We start from the raw sequence: 19,894 nt of genomic DNA on the forward strand, positions 1-19,894 counted from the left end.
TCTTGTTTCAACCATAGGCTCATACACTGTTTCACCTATGTCTGTGAGATCTCCCGCGGTAAGACATATCACTTTCATTCCATATATCCGCATCATCTACACCCTGATCTCCGTATAGCTTTAGGACTTCGCTTTGTATGGCAAGCTCATCCAGATCAGCTATGCCTTATATGATGTTCGTGTTCCTCGGACCGGAACTTTGCCGCAGGCTTCCTTCAGATTCCACCTCACGATGGACACCCTTGCCTTTGGCTAATGATAGGTAGCTATAAACCCCCATAACGGACTTGCACCGTCAAGTGATATGCCATGCACGGCACACCACTAAAAAACCCGAAGCTTTCACTTCGGGTTTTCACGCACTAATACTACTAAGATGATAGGCTTATCGTAATCGGTCCACAGATTTTACGAGATCTTCGTCCTTTTTAATGGCCTTATTGGCCAAAACAAGAAAAACGATAGAAATGATTGGAAGAAACATCCCAATACCCTTCTCTGAAATATCCATTTCTCCAGGTAAACTTAGCGACCAATAAACAAACACTCCTAGTAAAAAAAAGTTTAATAAAATATTTAGGCGCCCCAATACAAATTGAAGCTTTCTGTTTTTGAACATAAAAATACTCACCAAAGATAATAAAGCTGAAGCAAGAAATGCAATAAAAACCATAAGATAATCTTCTGCAAACATTGCCACACCTTCAGAATTTTCCCAAAGTGAAAATACGAAAATAAGTCCGCCACTTATAATGGCAGCAATAAGTAAATATACTGTTTGTATTCTTTGTAGCATAACTTCTGGTGGAATTCGCGAACAAAAATAAAGATTCTTTTTAGAAATGCTATTTAAAATATTAAAATAAAGTTGTATACTTGCAGGAACATTTCGTAACCAATTCAAAACAGGTTACTTAAGTCTCCAAATTTTTTTCGATTCTTCCTCGAGAAGTTTAACAATCAACCCAAACACAAATTTATTCTTAATTATTCATGTTTGAAATTTCAGAATTAAAAGCTAAAAAGCTGCCTGAGCTGCAGGATATCGCTAAAACTTTAAATGTTCCCAAATTCAGGACTTTAAAAAAACTAGACCTTGTATATCAAATCCTGGACTATCAGGCTGCAAATCCTAAAAAAGCTAAAGAAGCATTAACCGACGATACTAAAAAGGAAGAAACTCCTAAAAGTGACGAGCGCAATAAAACTGCAGAAAAGCCACAGCCTAAGAAAGGCGGGAAAGTAGGAAGCAATAAAAAACCACCAAGGGCTGCTGCAACGGCAGAAACCAAAGAGCCCCGCCCTGCCCCTGCCAGAAAGGAAAATTCTTCTCCTAAAAAAGAAGATACACCGGCAAAAGCCAGGGAGCCTAAAAAGCAGGAACAAAAACCAAGAGAAGACAATAGCAATTCTTCTCACGCAAGTAAAAACAATCCTCGCGATCAGAAAAAAGATACACGTAGCAATAGCAGTAACAAAAGCAATGGAGGCCGCGATGTCGGCAACCGTGACGGACGAAACCGCTACCGTGAACCTGATTATGAGTTTGACGCGATTATAGAAAGTGAAGGTGTACTGGATATTATGCAGGATAACTACGGTTTCCTTAGATCTTCAGACTACAACTACCTTACTTCCCCAGATGATATTTATGTATCCCAGTCACAAATTCGTTTATTCGGATTAAAAACCGGAGATACTGTTTTAGGGCAAATTCGACCTCCAAAAGAAGGCGAAAAATATTTCCCCTTAATCAAAATCAACAAAATTAACGGATTGGATCCGCAGGTAGTGAGAGACCGTGTTTCTTTTGAGCACTTAACTCCGCTTTTCCCTAAGGAAAAATTCAATATTGCTGAAAAGCAAAGCAGCATGTCTACCCGTATTATGGACCTCTTTTCCCCTATTGGAAAAGGCCAACGTGGTATGATTGTTTCCCAGCCTAAAACCGGTAAAACAATGTTGCTTAAGGATATTGCAAACGCAATTGCGGCAAACCATCCTGAAGTTTATCAAATAGTTTTACTAATTGATGAACGTCCTGAAGAGGTTACCGATATGCAACGTAACGTACGTGGTGAGGTAGTAGCTTCTACTTTTGATAAGGAAGCACACGAACACGTGAGAGTTGCCAATATTGTTTTAGAAAAAGCAAAACGTTTGGTAGAATGTGGTCACGATGTGGTAATCCTTCTGGATTCTATTACACGTCTGGCGCGTGCATATAACACGGTACAACCTGCCAGTGGTAAGGTTTTAAGTGGTGGTGTAGATGCCAACGCCCTTCACAAACCAAAACGATTCTTCGGTGCTGCCCGTAATATTGAAAACGGAGGTTCGCTTTCAATTATAGCTACCGCCCTGACCGATACCGGTTCTAAAATGGACGAAGTGATTTTTGAAGAATTTAAAGGAACAGGAAATATGGAACTGCAATTAGACAGAAAAATTGCAAACCGTAGAATTTTCCCTGCAATAGATCTTACTTCTTCAAGTACACGTCGCGACGATCTTTTATTAGACGAAGCTGCACTGCAAAGAATGTGGGTATTGCGTAAATATCTTGCCGATATGAACCCTATTGAAGCCATGGAGTTTATAAACGACAGGATTAAGCAAACTAAAAACAACGAAGAGTTTCTAATCTCGATGAACGGATAAAACCTTTTTTAGTTATAAATATAAAATCCGGAAGCTTTACAGTTTCCGGATTTTTTTATACTGAAATTTTAACTAAATAATCTTTTCGCTCCTCCCCTTATTTCCAAAGGGAGCCCGCCTGAAAGACTAAGTCGGGCAGGGTGGCCGCAGGGGTTGTTTCTATTCTTCTAAATTATTCACCCCTGTATCAACCAACCTGAAATTTTCAACTTTTTTACCTTTTAAATGTTTGTTCCATTTTTCTATTAGTGGGGCTTCCAGTTTTAATTCCCGGTATTCGTCTGGATTCATAATTGGAATGCCCTTTATTATTGGATAAATACGTTTACATTTCTTACAACTTAAAAAACCTTCTATAATTTTTCCTTCAATATCCTTTGAAATTGAAGTGAGTTCCAGGTCATTTTTATCAAAAGGGCAGCATAATTTATCTATTGTGGAAGTTCTCATTTTTTATTTTTTTAAATTCTGAATTATAATTTTCTGCTGAAATTGAAGGATTTTCGGCATTCATTATTCCTGAGATCACCGCAACTCCTTCAAAATCTAATTCTTTAAGTAAGTGCATATTGGAAGGTTTAATTCCTCCCGCCAGGAAAATAGGCATTTCGGTAATTTTCCGGGCTTCCTTAATAATCTCAAAATCTACTAAGTCACAACTATTGGCGGTTGAAGAAGGAAAAATTGAACAAAATGAAATATAATCCAACTTATTGATCGCGGCCCATTTTACAGTCTCAAGGTTATTATTACAGGTTAATCCCATTAAAGCATTTGATGAAATGTTTTTTTTAATCTCTTTGAAATTACTTGGGATCTCATCAAAATGCACCCCATTTGCTTCAGTTTGATTTAAAAGATTCCCGTTATTATTCAGTAAAACCGGAACCTGGTAGTTTTTAAAAATTTTACAGATTTCATTTATAAGCGAAATTTGATTCTCAATATTTTTAAAATTATCCCACACCTGGACCGCGGCAATTTCACTTATATCCACAATCTGCTTTAGTTTGCTTATTAAAACAGTTTTCTCCATTTGCGGATCTACAACGAGGTATACTCCTTCTTTTATTTGTGGCTTTTTTATCATTTCCAACCAGATTTAATCGCGGTAAAAAAGGCTTTCCAGTAAGGATCTTCGGTTTTATATTCTAAACTTTTAATCTTATCAGCCTTAGCGATCTTAACACCCTCTTCTTGAGCTTTAATTACTCCAACGGCTGTGCAATTAATATTTTCCGCTTTTAAACGAGAAATAACTTGTTCTTCTTTTCCCTTTTCACAGGATATTATCATTGAACCCGCGCCTATAATCTCCCTGTAATCCAGTTTAAAAAGTTTACAAACTTCTTTTTGCCACGAAGTTACCGGCAAAGCTTCGTCATAAATAAGGGCGCCTTTACCCGAAGCTTTAACCATTTCATATACTGCCCCAAGCACACCACCTTCAGTAACATCGTGCATAGCGTGAATTTCCGGAAATTTATCCCCGGCTCCTACGGCTGCAAGTCCGTCTTTTAAAGAAGAGGTTTGCCAAAACATTTCACAGCCTGTCTCATAGGTTTGTGGTCCTAATTTGTTTTTTATGGTTTCAGGAAAACTCATCGTTAATAATGCAGAAGAAGAAAGCGCACAGGTTTTGGTTACCAGAATTACATCATTTTCCTCTGCGCCATTAGAAAGAATAATCTCTTTCTTGGGAGCCACGCTAAAAAAAGTTCCCCCGCCCGAAATTGTTGAATTCTGACCTTCTACAAATCCGGTATGTCCACCGGTTATAGCCACTCCAATTTCTTTGCAGAATTGATGAATATAATTCCAGTAAGTTTTAAAATCTTCCCTGGAAAGTGATGCCGGTAAGTTTAGCACCATTTGTGCATATTGGGGTGCAAATCCGGTAGTTGCCATATCGTTGGCCATAAGATGTACCGAAAGCCAGGCAGATTCTTCTAAGCCGAGCGTGGGAATAAGCGACAATGGATCACTTGTGGATATTAAGGCTAAGTTATCTGGTAAATCTACTAATGAAACATCTACCCCAAACCCGGGTTTTGTGCTGACTTCCTTACGAGTATGCCCACAATTTTCCAGGATAAATCCTTCTAATTCTGCTTCGGCTATTTTTCCTAATTTTTCACCCATCATTTTACATCTTTAAATTCTACATACAACCCGAAAAAATCACCATATGGTAATCCCCATTGCTGAACCGGGAACCATTTTGGCAAGCCGGTGCATGACCATTCTATACTATACTCCCGTCCCTGGAGGGCTTCCTCTATGATTTTAGTAAGTTTTTTAGGCGTATAAAAAGTGGCGGTAAGATAAAATGGGTTAGCGCCAAAAATTTCCTGGACCCGCCGACGAACTACTTTGGTAGAATTCCTGTTCATCATTCCCAGGGCTATACCGTATTTTCCAACCCTGGCTGCTTCGCGAATAACTTTTACCGGATCTTTGTAATATTCAAAAGTGGTTATAAAAGCCAGTGAGTCAAAAGTATGATCTTTAAAAGGCATATAGTGAGAATCTGCCATGACAAGATCTCCTTCAAATAAATGTACTGCCTGCGAAAGCATAAGTGGAGAGATATCGCCACCGGTAGCCTCGATTCCTATTTCTTTCCACCATCTTGTGAAGCGCGTGGTCCCACAACCAAACTCTAGCAAGGTTTTTACTCGTATATCTTTAGAAACAAGTTGTTCCATTACCTTTTTCTGCCAGACCTCGGCACGCTTGTAACGGCCTTCGTACCACTGCTCGTAGGTGTCTGTATGTTTGCGGTTAAAAAACCATTCTTCCCTGTTTTGCCAGTTCTGATGATTTACGGGGAGTAATTCAAATCGGCTGCTCTTTTCAATTTCCATCTTTATTTTTTAAAAAAGAAAAACTCCACGCTACCCGGAAAATGCCGAAAACATGGAGTCTTAAAATGGAAATTTTAATCCTGCATCCCTACGTTGGCATTATCCAAATCAGGTTTTCGGGTGTTATCTCAGCCTTGCGGCACCCCGTGCGTGAGTTTATCTGGTTATATTAACTCTTTATATTATTTATTTGACGAATTATCTGAAGGGAAAATACAAAATAAAGCAGGAAGAGGAAAGTTTTTCTCTGTTTGAAAATAATATAATATCCTATATTTTTTCTTCTTATTATCAAGGATGCTACCACCCCTTTTGGAAACGGATGGCAGCCCGTAGGCCGTAAGAGTTTAATTTCGTCAAACTGAACTTGTTTCAGTTTCTAATATTTTACTAATTTTCACAACTTAGATCCTGAAATAAATTCAGGATGACGTAAAAAATTATATGGGACAGCCGGATCAAGCTCTAACCAGGGGCAGGCTTCTCACCCGGTGGTTTTCTTTTCATTCTTTTTATAAAAAAACCAACTTTTCTGTTGAGATTTTCTTTAGAGCGGGAGACCGGGTTCCCCGATATTACGCCCTACCGGCTTCAATCGGGATAAATTTCTCACCCCATGGGTTTCTTTTCTCATTCTCTTCCATAAAAAAACCCCAACTTTTCTGTTGAGGTTTTCCCTAGAGCGGGAGACCGGGTTCGAACCGGCGACATTCAGCTTGGAAGGCTGACGCTCTACCAACTGAGCTACTCCCGCCTGCCCTGCAAATATAAAGTTTAAAGTTTTCAAATTCCAAAGGAAAATTAAAATTTTTCGGCTGTTTAATCCTCTGTAACTTGTATTCAGTAAAAAACCAAACTCAAGCGATAAAATCTTGTTAAATGGGTAATGAAAAAACGAGTGTTCCGACAAATAAATCTTATTTTTAATGCCTAACAGTATATATTTTAAAATAATTTTTTATGAGCAATAAACCCGGTAAAACCCAGGACCTAATAGACGCAAAATTCCTTAAAGAACGTAAAATCTTCCTTTGGGGTGAAGTAAATGATAAATCGGCTAAACATATTATAGACAGGCTTTTATATCTTGATATGGAAGGCGATAAAGAAATCCAGTTTTTTATTAATAGTCCCGGTGGCTATGTAACCGATGGATTTGCAATTTACGATACCATGCAGAGTTTAAATAGCCCTGTTTCTACAATTTGTAGCGGTTTGGCTGCCTCTATGGGTTCCATTTTACTTTCCGGAGGAACCAAAGGCAAAAGATTTATACAACCCCACGGGAAAGTGATGATTCACCAACCTATGGGCGGTGCTCGCGGCCAAGCTTCCAATATTGAAATTCAGGCAAACGAGATCTTAAAAACAAGAGAACTTAGCGCTAAAATTCTTGCAGAAAACTGCGGGCAAACCCAGGAAAAAGTGCTTAAGGATTTTAACCGTGACTACTGGATGGACGCACAGGAATCTCAGGATTACGGAATTGTAGACGGTATTTTTAAGAAATAAAACTATGGATATTAAACACCGAGAAAATGATAGCCGCGGAATGTTTTTCGTGGAGGACGAAAAAGGCATCTATGCAGAATTAACGTATACCAAAAAGCCGGATGATGTTCTTACCATAGATCACACCGAGGTAAGACCGGAACTGGAAGGCCAGGGAATTGCCACAAAGCTTTTGGCGCATAGCGTAGATTTTGCTCGTGAGCATAACTATAAAATAGATCCTTTATGCCCTTTTGCCGAAGTCCAATTTGACCGAAATGAGTCTTACAAAGACGTAAGGGCATAATTCCCCGTTTATCCCCAAAAGACCTATGAACCTGCTTTTTCCTATGAAGTTTTTTAAATTTTTAATGCTTTTTGTTTTTGTTTTTTTTATTTCCTGCGGGGATGACAAAAACAGGGAGCCCGGAATTGAAACTACTAAAGAGGAAGAAGCAGAAGTCATTGAAAAACTCGCTTCAGCCGATTTAATTGCCAAAAAATTTCCGGGGATTTCTAATTCGGTAGGAAATATTGATTTACAGCACGCTAATTTGCTGGATTCTATTTATTCAAAAAGGGATTATACCCCAATCTGGACCGAAAGAGCCCTGCGTGAAGATCTCTACCGAAGCATTGAAAGAGCCACTGAAGACGGCCTGGAACCCGAAGATTATCATTTAACTTATCTACAAAATTCACTCGCTAATTTATCGCAGTTAGATGATGAAGAACTCAGCCTAACCGAAATTATTCTTACCGATGCTTTTTTTGGCCTTGCTTCGGATTATAATTCGGGTAAGTTGAATCCCAAAGAAATTTATAGCATTTGGGGGGTTGAAAATAATATAATTGATCTTCCCGGGCTTTTAAATTATGGAGTTCAGCAGAACAATATCATTGCGGCAATAGATTCAGTTGTTCCTAAACACGAAGTTTATAAAGGACTGAAACGCTCTTTAAAAGAATACCGAAAGCTTGCTGAAAACGGAGAAAATCCCACGATAATTTCCGAAGAAGGGGAAAGTATTAAAGCCGATGAAAAGGATGACCGCATTCCTAATATAAAACGCCGCTTAAAAGAATTGGGATATTGGGATAAAGAGATTGTGGATACTGCAACAGTATACGATGAACCGCTACAAGAAGCGGTAAAGCAATACCAGGAAAAATATGGAATAGAAACAGATGGTGTGATTGGGGGCGGCACAATAAAGACCCTGAATAAAACTTATCAGGATCGCCTGGAACAAATACTCGTAAACCTGGAACGCTGGCGCTGGTATCCTAAAGATTTAGGCGATCAACATATTGTAGTGAATATTGCGAATTACCGGTTACATTTTGTTAGAAATGGAGATACCGTGGCTACGCATCGTACAATGGTTGGTACTGAAGCCCGAAAGACCCCGGTTTTTTCCGATGAAGTAGAACATATAGTTTACAATCCTACCTGGACTATCCCTCCTACTATTAAAAGTAGAGATGTAATTCCTTCAGCAAAAAATGATTCCGATTATATTTCCCGAAAAAACTACAGCATTTTTAATCGCAGCGGACAGCGATTATCTGCACGTGAGGTTGACTGGTCTTCTTCTGAAGTAAAAAGCTATACTTTTAGGCAGGAAGCGGGGCCGGCGAATCCGCTTGGGTTGGTTAAGATTATTTATCCTAATAAATATATGATCTATTTGCACGACACACCTTCAAAATCGCTTTTCAACAAAAATTTACGGGCGCAAAGTTCGGGTTGTGTTAGGGTACAGGATGTTTTAGAGCTGGCAAAAATGTTGCTTAGCGATCAGCCCGAATACGATGATGAAAAGATTAAGAAAATCCTTGATTCCGGTAAAACCACCACTATTAAGATCACACAAAAAGTGAAAGTACATCATCTTTACTGGACGGCCTGGAACGAAAATGGCAGCACCCGTTTTGCAGAAGATATCTACAAAAGAGATGCTGCCATTTATAAATTACTTACTGCGAATTAATTAATTCAGCAGGGAAGAATTATTCAAATAATTATTATCGTTTTTGTGAATATATACTACAGATTCTTCTTTAATAGTATCTATCACATCTTTAGCGATTGTATTTGGTACTGCAGGACAACCGTAGCTTCTTCCTAATCTTCCTAACCTATCTATAAAATTAGGCTCAGCATAATCTGCCCCATGGATTACCACATAACGCTTTCGTGCGTTGCTGTTAAAGCCTTTTTCCATTCCATCGATAAAAAGCGATAATCCGTTTTTACCATAATAAGTTTCAGCGGTAACGTAAAATCCCAGAGAACTTTGCAGGGAATTCACGGTGTTAGAAAATTTGGTTGCAAATTCACCCCCGGTATTCTTTCCGTGGGAAACATAAGTATTAAATAATACTTCTTTAGTTTCCATATTCATAATCCACATACGTTTTTGGGTAGAAGAAAGTCCGAAATCTATCACGGTAAGTATTTTCTTTCCTACTTTTCCTTTTTCTTCAAGTTGGTCATAGCCTTTCATAGCTTTTTCGAAAACAGGCTTTGCAGGAATACTGCTATTGTTGGTAGAGAACTCGCTGTATAGATCAGCGACCTTAGTTTCAAAACTTGTTTTAGTATTATCTTCAAACACCGGCGAAGTGACTGCCGCTATTTCTGAATTTTCAAGGTTGGAATCTAAATTATCTGTAGTTGTAAATGCAAAAGAGAAGGTTAATACAGCAAATACAGTCAGAATTCTATAAATCATACACGTTGTTTTAAATTAATGTTCTGTTAATTTATTCCAAATGTGATGCCAACATACAAAATATTTCGGTTAATTAAATTTTTTAGGCCTGAGAATACAAATTTTAACATTTATAGGCTTATAAATCTAAACTTCAGCATATTATCGTTTCACTTTGGGGTATTTCAAAAACGCAGTATTTATAAAAAAAGTATTCCAGAGTATGGCTAAGAATGTTAAAATTTTAAAATAATTTTTCTGATAGAAGATTTCAACTTTTATGTAAATGAAAAATTAGAGGAAATACTTCAAAAATTGGCTCAGCTTCTATATTTAATAAAAGATTAGGGAGTGTGCATTTAGCATACCACCAATTTGTTTTTATCTTTATGCTCAAATTAACTAATATTATGAATAAGAAAGTTCTACTAATGATTTTAGACGGCTGGGGAATCACGCAAAACCCCGACGTATCAGCTATTGCCAAAGCAAAAACTCCTTTTATGGATAGTATCCTGGAAAAATACCCGCACGCCGAATTGCGCACTGACGGGATGCAGGTTGGACTTCCGGAAGGACAAATGGGAAATAGTGAAGTAGGACATATGAATCTTGGCGCCGGCCGAATTGTTTACCAGGATTTGGTAAAAATAAATATGGCGGTTGAAAAGAACACATTAAAAGACGAGCCTGTTTTAGAAGAGGCTTTTAATTATGCGATAAAGAACAACAAACCCATTCATTTTATGGGGCTTTTAAGTGATGGTGGAGTGCATTCGCACATCAATCATTTAAAAGGATTGCTTTCGGCTGCAGAAGAATTTGGAGTAAAAGAAAAATACGTTCACGCTTTTACCGATGGTCGTGATGTAGACCCACATTCGGGAAAAGGTTTTATTGAAGAAATTGAAGAACATTTGGCAAAAACCAATGGAAAACTTGCTTCAGTTATAGGGCGTTATTTCGCGATGGACCGTGACAAACGCTGGGAAAGAGTTAAAAAAGCATACGATCTTATTGTAAAAGGTGAAGGAGCCAAAAGCACCAATGCTGCTGAAACCATTGCCAAAAGTTACAAAAATAAGGTAAGTGATGAGTTTATTGAACCAATTGTAATGACCAACGAGGCCGGCGAGCCCGTTGCAACTCTAAAAGAGAAGGAAGTTGTTATCTTTTTCAACTTTAGAACTGATAGAGGGCGACAACTTACCCAAGCCTTAACCCAGGACGATTTTCCTGAATATAATATGAAGAAATTACCCTTGTATTATGTAACGGTAACTAAATATGACGATAGTTTTGAGGGTATAAACGTAGTTTTCAAAAAAGATAATATTAAATCTACTTTGGGCGAGGTCCTGGAATATATGGGTAAAAAGCAAATTAGAATTGCTGAAACCGAAAAATATCCCCACGTAACTTTCTTCTTTAGTGGTGGCCGGGAAAAACCATTTAAAGGCGAAAAACGTTTAATGTGCAGTTCTCCAAAAGTAGCCACATACGATCTTCAGCCAGAAATGAGCGCTTTTGAAATTAGGGATAAAATTATTCCTGAACTTAAAGAAGAGTCGGCAGATTTTATTTGTCTGAATTTCGCAAATCCAGATATGGTTGGCCACACCGGAGTTTTTGATGCAGCAGTAAAGGCCGTTGAAACCGTAGATTCCTGTGCTAAAGATGTAGCTGAAGCAGCGTTAGAAAATGATTATTCGGTTTTAATAATTGCAGATCACGGGAATAGTGAGATTATGATTAACGAAGACGGTAGTCCGAACACGGCACATACCACCAGCCCGGTTCCGTTGATTTTACTGGATAAAGACGTAAAGTCTATTAAAAGTGGTAAGTTGGGGAACATCGCACCGACTATCTTAAAGCTAATGGGTATAGATCAGCCGGAAATGATGACTGAGGACCCACTAATTTAATTTTAAAATGGTTAATAAAGTATTATTACTTTTTTTGGGATTTTCAGTAATTTCAGGAGAGGTTTCAGATGAAAAATCTATTATAGAAAATAAAAATTCAGCAGAAATCCTTATAGGTGAATTCACTCAGGCCGATTTGGAAAAAGCACCGCATTCCCGGTGGTTCACTCCCGGTTATGAAAATTACAAGCCTAAAAAAGAAGCTTTAGTAAGTATTAAAAAGAATATTCACGATTATGAAATTCTTCTGTTTATGGGAACCTGGTGTGGTGATAGCCGTTACGAAATCCCAAAGTTTTTTAGGCTTTTAGATGAAGTTGATTTTAATAGAAAAAATCTCAAGAATATTGCTGTAAACCGGGCTAAAAAAGCTCCCGGAGATTTGGATGAAGAATACAAAGTTCATCGTGTTCCTACCATTATTTTTCTGAAAGATGGAAAGGAAGTGAACAGGTTTGTAGAGTATTCTATAGAAAGCCTCGAAGAAGATATCGCTAAAATAGTTGAAGGAAAAGAATACACAGATCCCTATTCTGAATAAAGAGACACTTCCGAAGTTAAAATTCGGTAAATCTTACTAATTTTGCGTTATGCCCCATACTTTAACCATTGCAGTAGATTTTGACGGAACTATTGTAGAAAATAAATTTCCGGAGATAGGGAAACCAAGGCTTTTTGCTTTTGAAACCCTTAAAAAACTTCAGGAGGATGGGCACCGATTGATTTTATGGACATATCGGGCTGAGGATAAACTGGAGGAAGCAGTGAAATTTTGCGAAAAGCGAGGAATTCACTTTTACGCAGTTAACAAAAGTTACCCTGAAGAAGTTTTTGAAGAAAATATTAGTCGTAAGATCCTGGCCGATATTTTTATAGACGATCGCAATATAGGCGGGATGTGGGGTTGGGGAGAGATTTACCAAAGATTGAAAGACAGAGCTATAATTAGAGAAAATAAAAAGCAAAAGAAGAAATTCGGTTTTTTTGGCCGATTTTAAATTCAGTATATGATAATTACCAAAAACCCTGAAGAAATTGAACTGATGCGCGAAAGCGCACTAATCGTGTCTAAAACGCTGGGAATGCTTGCACCCCATATTAAACCCGGCGTAACTACTTTAGAGTTAGATAAAATGGCCGAGGAGTTTATTCGTGATCACGGTGCTGAACCGGGTTTTTTGGGAATGTACGATTTTCCGAACTCACTTTGTATGAGTCCTAATGCGCAGGTAGTACACGGGATTCCTAATGATAAACCTTTAGAAGAAGGCGATATTATCTCTATAGATTGTGGCGCTTTAAAAAACGGATTTTACGGTGATCACGCTTATACTTTTGAAGTTGGCGAGGTAAAAGCGGAAGTCAAAGACCTTTTAAAAGCCACCAAAGAATCGCTTTATGTTGGCATCAGGGAATTTAAAATTGGTAACCGTGTGGGTGATGTAGGTTATGCCATTCAAAAATATACTGAAGATAGAGGCTATGGCGTAGTGAGAGAATTGGTAGGTCACGGATTGGGTGCAAAGATGCACGAAGATCCCGAAATGCCCAACTATGGAAAACGCGGTCGTGGGAAGAAATTTATAGAAGGCATGGTTGTGGCCATTGAACCTATGATAAACCTGGGCACCAGAAGAATAAAGCAATTGCCAGACGGGTGGACCATCTTAACTGCAGATAACAAACCTAGCGCTCATTTTGAACATGATGTAGCCCTAATAGACGGTAAACCACAATTATTATCTACCTTCGGTTATATTTATGAAGCTTTAGGAATTGTGAGTGAGGAAGAAGATGAGTTTAAAGCCCAGGTGTATGGTAAAGAAATTTAGAGGTGAAATTTGGAAAAGACTTCATAAAGAAGAATGGCAGGACCGTTTTGTTTATGATGTTTCCAATTATGGCAGAATAATTAGCTATGTGCAAAATCCTGAAGGGGAATTAATAAATGGCGGTCGCACTAACGGGTACACCAGTTTCTCGCCAAGGCTTCAAAATGGAAAACACAAAGCTTACTACGTTCACCGCATTGTGGCCGAACTTTTTCTTGACAAGAAAGAGGACGATAAATTCGTAATACATAAGAATTTTAAAAAAGACGACAATCGCTTAGAGAATCTTGCCTGGACCACCCAGGAAGAATGGGTAAAACACCAACACAACAGTCCCGGAGTTAAGGAAAATAAGCGCAAAAGAAAATTGAGACGTGTTGTTACTTATTCTAAACTTACCTATGCTCAAGCTGTAATATTAAAAAAGAAACTTTTAGATCCAAAAAGGAAAACCAGGATCAAGGTTTTAGCTAAACAATTTGGAGTTTCGGAAATGCAACTTTACCGAATTAAATCTGGTGAAAACTGGGGCGATATTAAAGTCTGAACCGCGTTAGCAAATTTTAATGAGTAAGCTTTTTAAAGTAGTTTTAAACACCCTTCCAAGACCATTGCTTATCAGGTTAAGTTATTGGGTAAAACCTTTCTTTAAATATGCGTTGCGTGGGAATAAATATTCCGATCCTATTGATGGGAGAAGCTTTTCTAAATTTTTACCTTACGGATATATAAACCAGCGGGAGAATGTACTCTCTCCTTCTACCCTTTCTCTTGAACGGCACCGATTACTCTGGCTATATCTTAAAAATGAAACTGAATTTTTCAGTAAAAATCTTAAGGTATTACATTTTGCTCCTGAACAGGCTTTTTATAAGCGCTTTAAAAAACTAAAAAACCTGGCTTACACTACCACCGATCTTAATTCACCTTTAGCCGATGTAAAGGCTGATATTTGCGATTTACCTTTTGAAGCAAATAAATTCGATTTTATTCTCTGCAACCACGTTTTAGAACATATTCCCGATGATACTAAAGCGATTCAGGAACTATACCGCATTCTAAAACCCGGCGGCACGGCAATTTTGCAAATTCCGCAAGATTTAAACAGGGAACAAACCTTTGAAGATGATTCCATAACCGACCGAAAAGAGCGAGAACGAATTTTTGGCCAATATGACCACGTTAGAATCTACGGCAGGGATTATTTTGAAAAATTACGAAGTGTAGGATTTAAGGTAGAAGAAGTAAATTATACTGAAAATTTATCTCCAGAAGAAATCAACAAATATCGACTGGCTAAAGGGGAAGTGATACCGGTTTGTTATAAATGAAAAAATAAATTTGACTTCAAAAAAAAGAAAAACATTTACTAATCACTAAAATCACCCTTTAGTACTTTTTCAATTGCAAGGTCTGAAAATTTATTATTTGAATAGAAACTTTTATAAAATTTAAACCTTTCCGTGGGATAATTTAATTCGTAATCTACTGGAACCCCTTCTTTTTCGTAAGGACGCCCTTCCCTATCCATATAAACTTCATTAGAGAGACTATATTCCCAGCCAATGGGAAGTTTTTTCCATAATATTTCTGAAAAGATTCCTGCACTTTTCGTACCCAGAATTTCGATATTAGAATACCTAAGGGAACCAAGCGCAAAAATTTCGGCAGCACTAGCGGTTACAGGACTTATTAATAAGTAGATTTTCTTAGGATTCTTTGTTTCTGGTTTTAAAGAAATTTTTTGAGCAGGTGTAAATCCATTTTCAATCCTTGCTTTTATTTTTATTATCTCTTTTTCTTCTGAAACAAAATAGCTTAACAACCTTAAGGCAACCGTTTCATATCCGCCGCCATTAAACCTAAGGTCTACTACCACTGAATCGTTATCTTTTAAATCAATGAGCACCTTTTTCATAATCCGGTTAATCCCGTTAATTTCATCCTGAAACTGCTCCAAAGGTTCTGCTGAGTATTTGCTCAGGTTATAAATACTATCAAATTTAGCGGTGTTTTGATATTCTTTTGGAACGTAATTCGCAAAATCATTCATATCGCTTATTCTTATATAACCAATATTAGAATCTTGCACACTACCCCATTTTATTACCCCGTTATTATAAGAATTTATTTCTTTCAGGTAGATTGAGTCTATTGCGGAAACTATGTGGTCTTTGGTAATTGAGCTTTCAACCGACTTAGATTTTGACTGATTTTCCAAAATTGAATCTGGAATTTCAAGGTTTATATGTCCATCCTTGAATTTTCCTATTATCTCCTGCAGAACTAAAGCAAATTCGCGCTTAGTCTTTAGTTTTTTAACTTTTGGCAAGTAGTTATTATATACTTTTTGCCAGTTTAAATTTCTTTCTTCAAAAAAGGCATAATTTTTATCGAAGGTTTCCCAAAATGCCTTAAAATTGGTTTCGAAAGATTTTTCTTTTTTAGTGTTTCTCCGCCTACATGTTTCCGGTAATTCTTTAGTCCTTTTAAACCTATAATCTACAATCCCTCCCGGATTCAAAATTAAGTGGTCGGCCGTGCTTTTTACAATCTTAAACCTTCCGGTAAATTTCCCCTCTACCAAAGTTGCGCACTCATATTTATCATTATTAAAATAGGAATAAGTAGAATCTTCAATTTTTTAAAATTCTATCGTAACCCTCCTGAATCCACACTGTATTTTTTAAGCTATCGGAAATTTGAGAATAGAGATTTATTCCGGAAAATATGAAAACAAGAAGGCATAATCTTTTAAATAACATCAAAAAGGTTTTAATAAAGACAATTCAAATTATTGTTTGTTACTAATTACTAAGCGGAATGCTAATATTTAGTTGGTAAATTCTATTTCAACTAAATAATAATGTGGAATATTGAATTCTTTACCAAAATTGTCAGGATCTATTTCCGATTGTGCGACCCTGCAATAGGATGCTGATCCGTCCGGGTTTCTATTTGGAGTAATTATGGCTAAAATGTAAAAAGGATGATTCATATTTTCTTCCAGAACTGTTTTAGCTCCAAAGAAATCTTTGGCTACATAATTTCCATTTTTGTCATTAATAGGAAAGTACAATTGTTTGCTCCCAAAACTATTGCCTCTAATCCAGGTTTTAAGATCTTCGTTCCCAATTTTACTTAGAAATTTAAATGATGTTTGCGTAGAATCTATTTTAAAGTAGTCATTGCCCCTTTCATCAAATAAAGTTGTTGTATTTATTAAATCGCCATTCGAAAATTCTTTCATTCTTATCACAAAATACTTCCCCTCAATTGATTTTCCCTGAAAAGAAAATTCAGAATAATTAATATTTTCAAAATCAAATAAGGTTTGTAAATCTGAATCTTCCAGACCATTTTGTATGGAAACATTCACAACATCAGAATTCTCAATAGATTTTGCTTGAGCATTTGTGAGTATAGGAATTAGAAAAATGAGGAGTAAGAGTTGTTTCATAATTTTAAAGTTCTTAATTACTCACCAATATAAGTTTTTACCAATAAATGCTATATAATAGACATAAGGTTTCAGTAAATAACTTGAAAAAGGTGAACTATGAACTGAATGTACAACTATAAATTAATTAAGTACAGGAAGATAAAGCCTTAAAAGCATTTAACGCAAAGCTTGCTCAAAACCGGTAGATGTAAAAACCCTTATACTTTCTTCATCATCGGCATAGATAAAATACACATCTATATTTTCCAGATTTTCGAGCATTTTGAGGGACTTTTCATAACCTAAAGCCATAAAAGCGGTTGCATAAGCATCGGCCAGGGTACAATTTTCAGCGAGAACGGAAGCGCTAAGTAGATCACTTTTTTCGGCTTCGCCCGTTAGTGGGTTTATAGTATGTACAAAGCGTTTTCCGGTTGTGGTGTCTACCCTGAATTTCCTGTAATTCCCGGAAGTTGCCATCGCCCGGTTTTTCAAGGCTAAGACGGTTTGTAAAGTCCGCTCATCCTCAGTTTGCTGAGGATTATCTATAGCAACGTTCCAATTAGATTCCCTTTCTAAATTTTCTCCTTTAGCTACGAGTTCTCCACCCAATTCAATTAGGTAGTTTTCTACATTTTTGGAATCCAAATACTGGGCGATTACATCTATGGTGTAACCTTTGGCAATAGCATTAAAGTCGATATAGATATCAGGATTTTCTTTCTGAATGGTATTAGCCTCAGTTAGTTTTACCTTTTCAAAACCAACCAGTTGTTTTATGGAATCTAACACAGCTTCATCAGGCTCATTTAAAGGCTTATCAGGGCCAAATCCGTATGCATTGACCAAACTACCTACCGTGGGATCAAAATAACCATTGCTTTCCTTAAAAATCTGCTTGGAAAGCTGAAATACTTTTTGGAAATGAATATCCACCTCTATATCCTCATTTCCGGTATTAATTCGGGAAATATCAGAATCATCCTGGTAAGTGCTCATTGAAGTATTGATTACTTCAAAAATAGAATCTAAAGCTTTTTCAGTATTTAAATTTTCAGATGAAAAATATTTTATCTGGTAGGTGGTTCCTAATGCTTTTCCGGTTTTGGTATAAGAATGAGGACCATTATTTTTACAGGAAATACTAAGAAAAACAAGAAGGAATAACACAGAGATTCTTTTCATCTAAATAAGTTATTTACGGCTATTTTTTTTACAGAAGTTGATTCTAAGCTGATTGAGGTAAAAATTTAAATTTCCTGCCATCCTTCATAATTTACCACATATTCTTCGTCGTGCATTACCGGTTTTTCATAATCTGAAGAATTGGCCAGACCTACCCCGGCGTAAAAAGTTCGGGCTTTAAATTTGGTTGCGTGGTCTTTTATAGATCTAAGAAAAGTGAGATCATAATCTTTGGGATTATGCGGATATTCTATTGCCCTAACGATTACAAAATGCAGTTTTTTATCTTTTAAGGCCACGAATTGCGGATCTTTTTTTAGCTCGCTGTTTACTCCAAGAAATTCGTAACCCTGTGCTTCGAGCTCTTTTCCTACAATATTCATTGCAAGATTATGCAGTTCCTGATCGTTTAACTTTGCCATAGTGCAAAAATAAAAAATCCCGCTTTAAAAAGCGGGATTCTATTTTATTAACCTCCAAAATCATCAAACCTGATGTTTTCGGGCGGCATTCCAAAGTCTTCACCCATTTTCTGAACAGCTTTGTTCATTAATGGTGGTCCACAGAAATACAATTCAATGTCTTCCGGCTCTTCGTGATGACTTAAATAATTATCTATTACAACCTGGTGAATAAATCCAACAAAGCCGTCTCCTTCATCGTCAAGGCTTTCCTTCACCTTCCAGTTATCTTCTTCCATTGGTTCAGAAAGCGCTAAGTAAAATTTAAAGTTAGGGAAATCTCTTTCCAAGGCTCTAAAGTGTTCTATATAGAATAATTCTCTTTTAGAACGACCCCCATACCAGTAAGTCACTTTTCTACCCGTTTTAAGGGTACGGAATAAATGGTAAAGGTGAGAACGCATTGGCGCCATACCGGCTCCACCACCTACGTAAAGCATTTCTGCTTCACTATGATTAATGAAGAACTCTCCGTAAGGACCAGATATTGTTACTTTATCCCCTTTTTTTCTTGAGAAAATATAAGAAGAAGCAATACCAGGATTTACATCCATCCAGGTATCTTTGGATCTATCCCATGGCGGAGTTGCAACACGCACGTTAAGCATAATCTCACGCCCTTCAGCAGGGTAAGAAGCCATAGAATAAGCACGCTCTACAGTTTCCGGGTTTTTCATTACCAGTGGACGAAGTTTAAACTTATCCCACTCGGCCTCAAACATATCAGGGACATCGTGTTCTTCAGGGTGAGCAGTGATATCCATATCACTAAATTTAACCTCACACTTAGGAATCTCGATCTGAATATATCCACCGGCCTTATAATCCATATCTTCAGGAATTTCAACTACAAATTCCTTGATAAAGGAGGCAACGTTGTAATTTCTTACTACGGTAGCTTCCCATTTTTTAATTCCGAATACTTCTTCCGGAATGGTGATTTTCATATCTTCTTTCACCTTCACCTGGCAACCTAGTCGCCATCCCTGTGCAATCTCCTTACGGGTAAAGTGAGGCTCCTCTGTAGGAAGAATGGCACCGCCACCTTCTTTTACAATACATTTACACTGTACACAGGTTCCACCACCACCACAGGCAGAAGGTAAAAAGAGTTTATTATCTCCCAGGGTAGAAAGTAAAGTTCCACCGGAACCAACTTCCATATCCCTTTCCCCATTGACGTTTATGGTAACAGGACCAGAAGGCGCTAATTTTGCCTTTGCTCCCAGTAACACAGAAACCAATATAAGTATCAATGCTAAAAATACTACTATACTTGCTATAATAACTGTCATAATCTTTCTTTTGCG

General features: G+C 37.3%; 21 protein-coding genes, 1 tRNA gene and 1 riboswitch. Of the genes, 10 read left to right on the forward strand and 12 right to left on the reverse strand.

Annotated elements, in window-relative coordinates:
* Positions 1-385 precede the first annotated feature (385 nt).
* Positions 386-796, reverse strand: coding sequence for a DUF4293 domain-containing protein (locus tag B5X53_RS15045; protein WP_079714127.1), 411 nt, complete (start codon positions 794-796; stop codon positions 386-388).
* Positions 797-993: 197 nt separating this feature from the next.
* Between B5X53_RS15045 and rho the strand changes: the two genes are divergently transcribed.
* Positions 994-2,661, forward strand: a complete 1,668-nt coding sequence (gene rho, locus B5X53_RS15050; RefSeq protein ID WP_079714062.1) for a transcription termination factor Rho — start codon at positions 994-996, stop codon at positions 2,659-2,661.
* 159 nt (positions 2,662-2,820) lie between these two features.
* On the opposite strand, the gene B5X53_RS15055 is transcribed toward rho, so the two are convergent.
* The 5 genes from B5X53_RS15055 to B5X53_RS15080 all read right to left on the reverse strand — a co-directional run bounded on the left by B5X53_RS15055 (position 2,821) and on the right by B5X53_RS15080 (position 6,282).
* Positions 2,821-3,111, reverse strand: coding sequence for a Trm112 family protein (locus B5X53_RS15055; RefSeq protein ID WP_079714063.1), 291 nt, complete (start codon positions 3,109-3,111; stop codon positions 2,821-2,823).
* Positions 3,089-3,751, reverse strand: a complete 663-nt coding sequence (locus B5X53_RS15060; RefSeq protein WP_079714064.1) for a thiamine phosphate synthase — start codon at positions 3,749-3,751, stop codon at positions 3,089-3,091. The genes B5X53_RS15055 and B5X53_RS15060 overlap by 23 nt, the downstream gene beginning before the upstream one ends.
* Positions 3,748-4,806: an AIR synthase family protein gene (locus B5X53_RS15065; protein WP_232764118.1), complete on the reverse strand. Its 1,059-nt coding sequence runs from the start codon at positions 4,804-4,806 to the stop codon at positions 3,748-3,750. Before B5X53_RS15065 ends, B5X53_RS15060 begins: the two co-directional genes overlap by 4 nt.
* Complete coding sequence (locus B5X53_RS15070) at positions 4,803-5,528, reverse strand: class I SAM-dependent methyltransferase (protein WP_079714065.1); 726 nt, start codon at positions 5,526-5,528, stop codon at positions 4,803-4,805. Before B5X53_RS15070 ends, B5X53_RS15065 begins: the two co-directional genes overlap by 4 nt.
* Before the next feature lie 68 nt (positions 5,529-5,596).
* Positions 5,597-5,685, reverse strand: a riboswitch (TPP riboswitch).
* 524 nt (positions 5,686-6,209) lie between these two features.
* Positions 6,210-6,282, reverse strand: a tRNA-Gly gene (locus tag B5X53_RS15080).
* Positions 6,283-6,488: 206 nt separating this feature from the next.
* Between B5X53_RS15080 and B5X53_RS15085 the strand changes: the two genes are divergently transcribed.
* Genes B5X53_RS15085 through B5X53_RS15095 form a run of 3 tightly spaced genes read left to right on the forward strand, consistent with a single transcriptional unit; the run spans position 6,489 to position 9,013 of the window.
* Entirely contained in the window at positions 6,489-7,040 is a 552-nt protein-coding gene (locus tag B5X53_RS15085) for a ClpP family protease (RefSeq protein WP_079714067.1), read from the forward strand.
* A 4-nt stretch (positions 7,041-7,044) separates the two neighbouring features.
* On the forward strand, positions 7,045-7,326 hold the full coding sequence (locus B5X53_RS15090; RefSeq protein WP_079714068.1) for a GNAT family N-acetyltransferase: 282 nt from the start codon (positions 7,045-7,047) through the stop codon (positions 7,324-7,326).
* A gap of 43 nt (positions 7,327-7,369) precedes the next feature.
* Positions 7,370-9,013: a L,D-transpeptidase family protein gene (locus B5X53_RS15095; protein WP_159447910.1), complete on the forward strand. Its 1,644-nt coding sequence runs from the start codon at positions 7,370-7,372 to the stop codon at positions 9,011-9,013.
* Here B5X53_RS15095 and B5X53_RS15100 read toward each other — a convergent pair whose 3' ends face one another.
* Positions 9,014-9,757, reverse strand: a complete 744-nt coding sequence (locus B5X53_RS15100; RefSeq protein WP_079714070.1) for a murein L,D-transpeptidase catalytic domain family protein — start codon at positions 9,755-9,757, stop codon at positions 9,014-9,016.
* A 389-nt stretch (positions 9,758-10,146) separates the two neighbouring features.
* Between B5X53_RS15100 and gpmI the strand changes: the two genes are divergently transcribed.
* Genes gpmI through B5X53_RS15130 form a run of 6 tightly spaced genes read left to right on the forward strand, consistent with a single transcriptional unit; the run spans position 10,147 to position 14,827 of the window.
* Positions 10,147-11,664, forward strand: a complete 1,518-nt coding sequence (gene gpmI, locus B5X53_RS15105) for a 2,3-bisphosphoglycerate-independent phosphoglycerate mutase (RefSeq protein WP_079714071.1) — start codon at positions 10,147-10,149, stop codon at positions 11,662-11,664.
* Between the two features lie 7 nt (positions 11,665-11,671).
* On the forward strand, positions 11,672-12,205 hold the full coding sequence (locus B5X53_RS15110; protein WP_079714072.1) for a TlpA family protein disulfide reductase: 534 nt from the start codon (positions 11,672-11,674) through the stop codon (positions 12,203-12,205).
* Positions 12,206-12,254: 49 nt separating this feature from the next.
* On the forward strand, positions 12,255-12,662 hold the full coding sequence (locus B5X53_RS15115; RefSeq protein ID WP_079714073.1) for a BT0820 family HAD-type phosphatase: 408 nt from the start codon (positions 12,255-12,257) through the stop codon (positions 12,660-12,662).
* Positions 12,663-12,671: 9 nt separating this feature from the next.
* Positions 12,672-13,496 carry a type I methionyl aminopeptidase gene (gene map / locus B5X53_RS15120; RefSeq protein ID WP_079714074.1) on the forward strand — a complete coding sequence of 275 codons (825 nt, stop codon included), beginning with the start codon at positions 12,672-12,674 and terminating at the stop codon, positions 13,494-13,496.
* Positions 13,480-14,043, forward strand: a complete 564-nt coding sequence (locus tag B5X53_RS15125) for an HNH endonuclease signature motif containing protein (protein ID WP_079714075.1) — start codon at positions 13,480-13,482, stop codon at positions 14,041-14,043. Before map ends, B5X53_RS15125 begins: the two co-directional genes overlap by 17 nt.
* A gap of 19 nt (positions 14,044-14,062) precedes the next feature.
* Positions 14,063-14,827, forward strand: a complete 765-nt coding sequence (locus B5X53_RS15130) for a class I SAM-dependent methyltransferase (RefSeq protein WP_079714076.1) — start codon at positions 14,063-14,065, stop codon at positions 14,825-14,827.
* Between the two features lie 38 nt (positions 14,828-14,865).
* Here B5X53_RS15130 and B5X53_RS15135 read toward each other — a convergent pair whose 3' ends face one another.
* The 5 genes from B5X53_RS15135 to nqrF all read right to left on the reverse strand — a co-directional run bounded on the left by B5X53_RS15135 (position 14,866) and on the right by nqrF (position 19,879).
* On the reverse strand, positions 14,866-16,083 hold the full coding sequence (locus tag B5X53_RS15135) for a S41 family peptidase (RefSeq protein WP_079714077.1): 1,218 nt from the start codon (positions 16,081-16,083) through the stop codon (positions 14,866-14,868).
* Positions 16,084-16,329: 246 nt separating this feature from the next.
* Entirely contained in the window at positions 16,330-16,956 is a 627-nt protein-coding gene (locus tag B5X53_RS15140) for a hypothetical protein (protein ID WP_079714078.1), read from the reverse strand.
* A 159-nt stretch (positions 16,957-17,115) separates the two neighbouring features.
* Positions 17,116-18,123: an FAD:protein FMN transferase gene (locus B5X53_RS15145; protein ID WP_079714079.1), complete on the reverse strand. Its 1,008-nt coding sequence runs from the start codon at positions 18,121-18,123 to the stop codon at positions 17,116-17,118.
* Between the two features lie 65 nt (positions 18,124-18,188).
* The gene (locus B5X53_RS15150; protein ID WP_079714080.1) at positions 18,189-18,545 is read right to left on the reverse strand and encodes a Na(+)-translocating NADH-quinone reductase subunit F; all 357 of its coding nucleotides are present in this window, start codon (positions 18,543-18,545) and stop codon (positions 18,189-18,191) included.
* 47 nt (positions 18,546-18,592) lie between these two features.
* Positions 18,593-19,879 (reverse strand): NADH:ubiquinone reductase (Na(+)-transporting) subunit F, encoded by a 1,287-nt coding sequence (gene nqrF / locus B5X53_RS15155; protein ID WP_079714081.1) that lies wholly within the window; start codon positions 19,877-19,879, stop codon positions 18,593-18,595.
* Positions 19,880-19,894: the final 15 nt, after the last annotated feature.

This window comes from Salegentibacter salinarum (assembly GCF_900168115.1).
Taxonomy (GTDB): Bacteria; Bacteroidota; Bacteroidia; order Flavobacteriales; family Flavobacteriaceae; genus Salegentibacter; species Salegentibacter salinarum.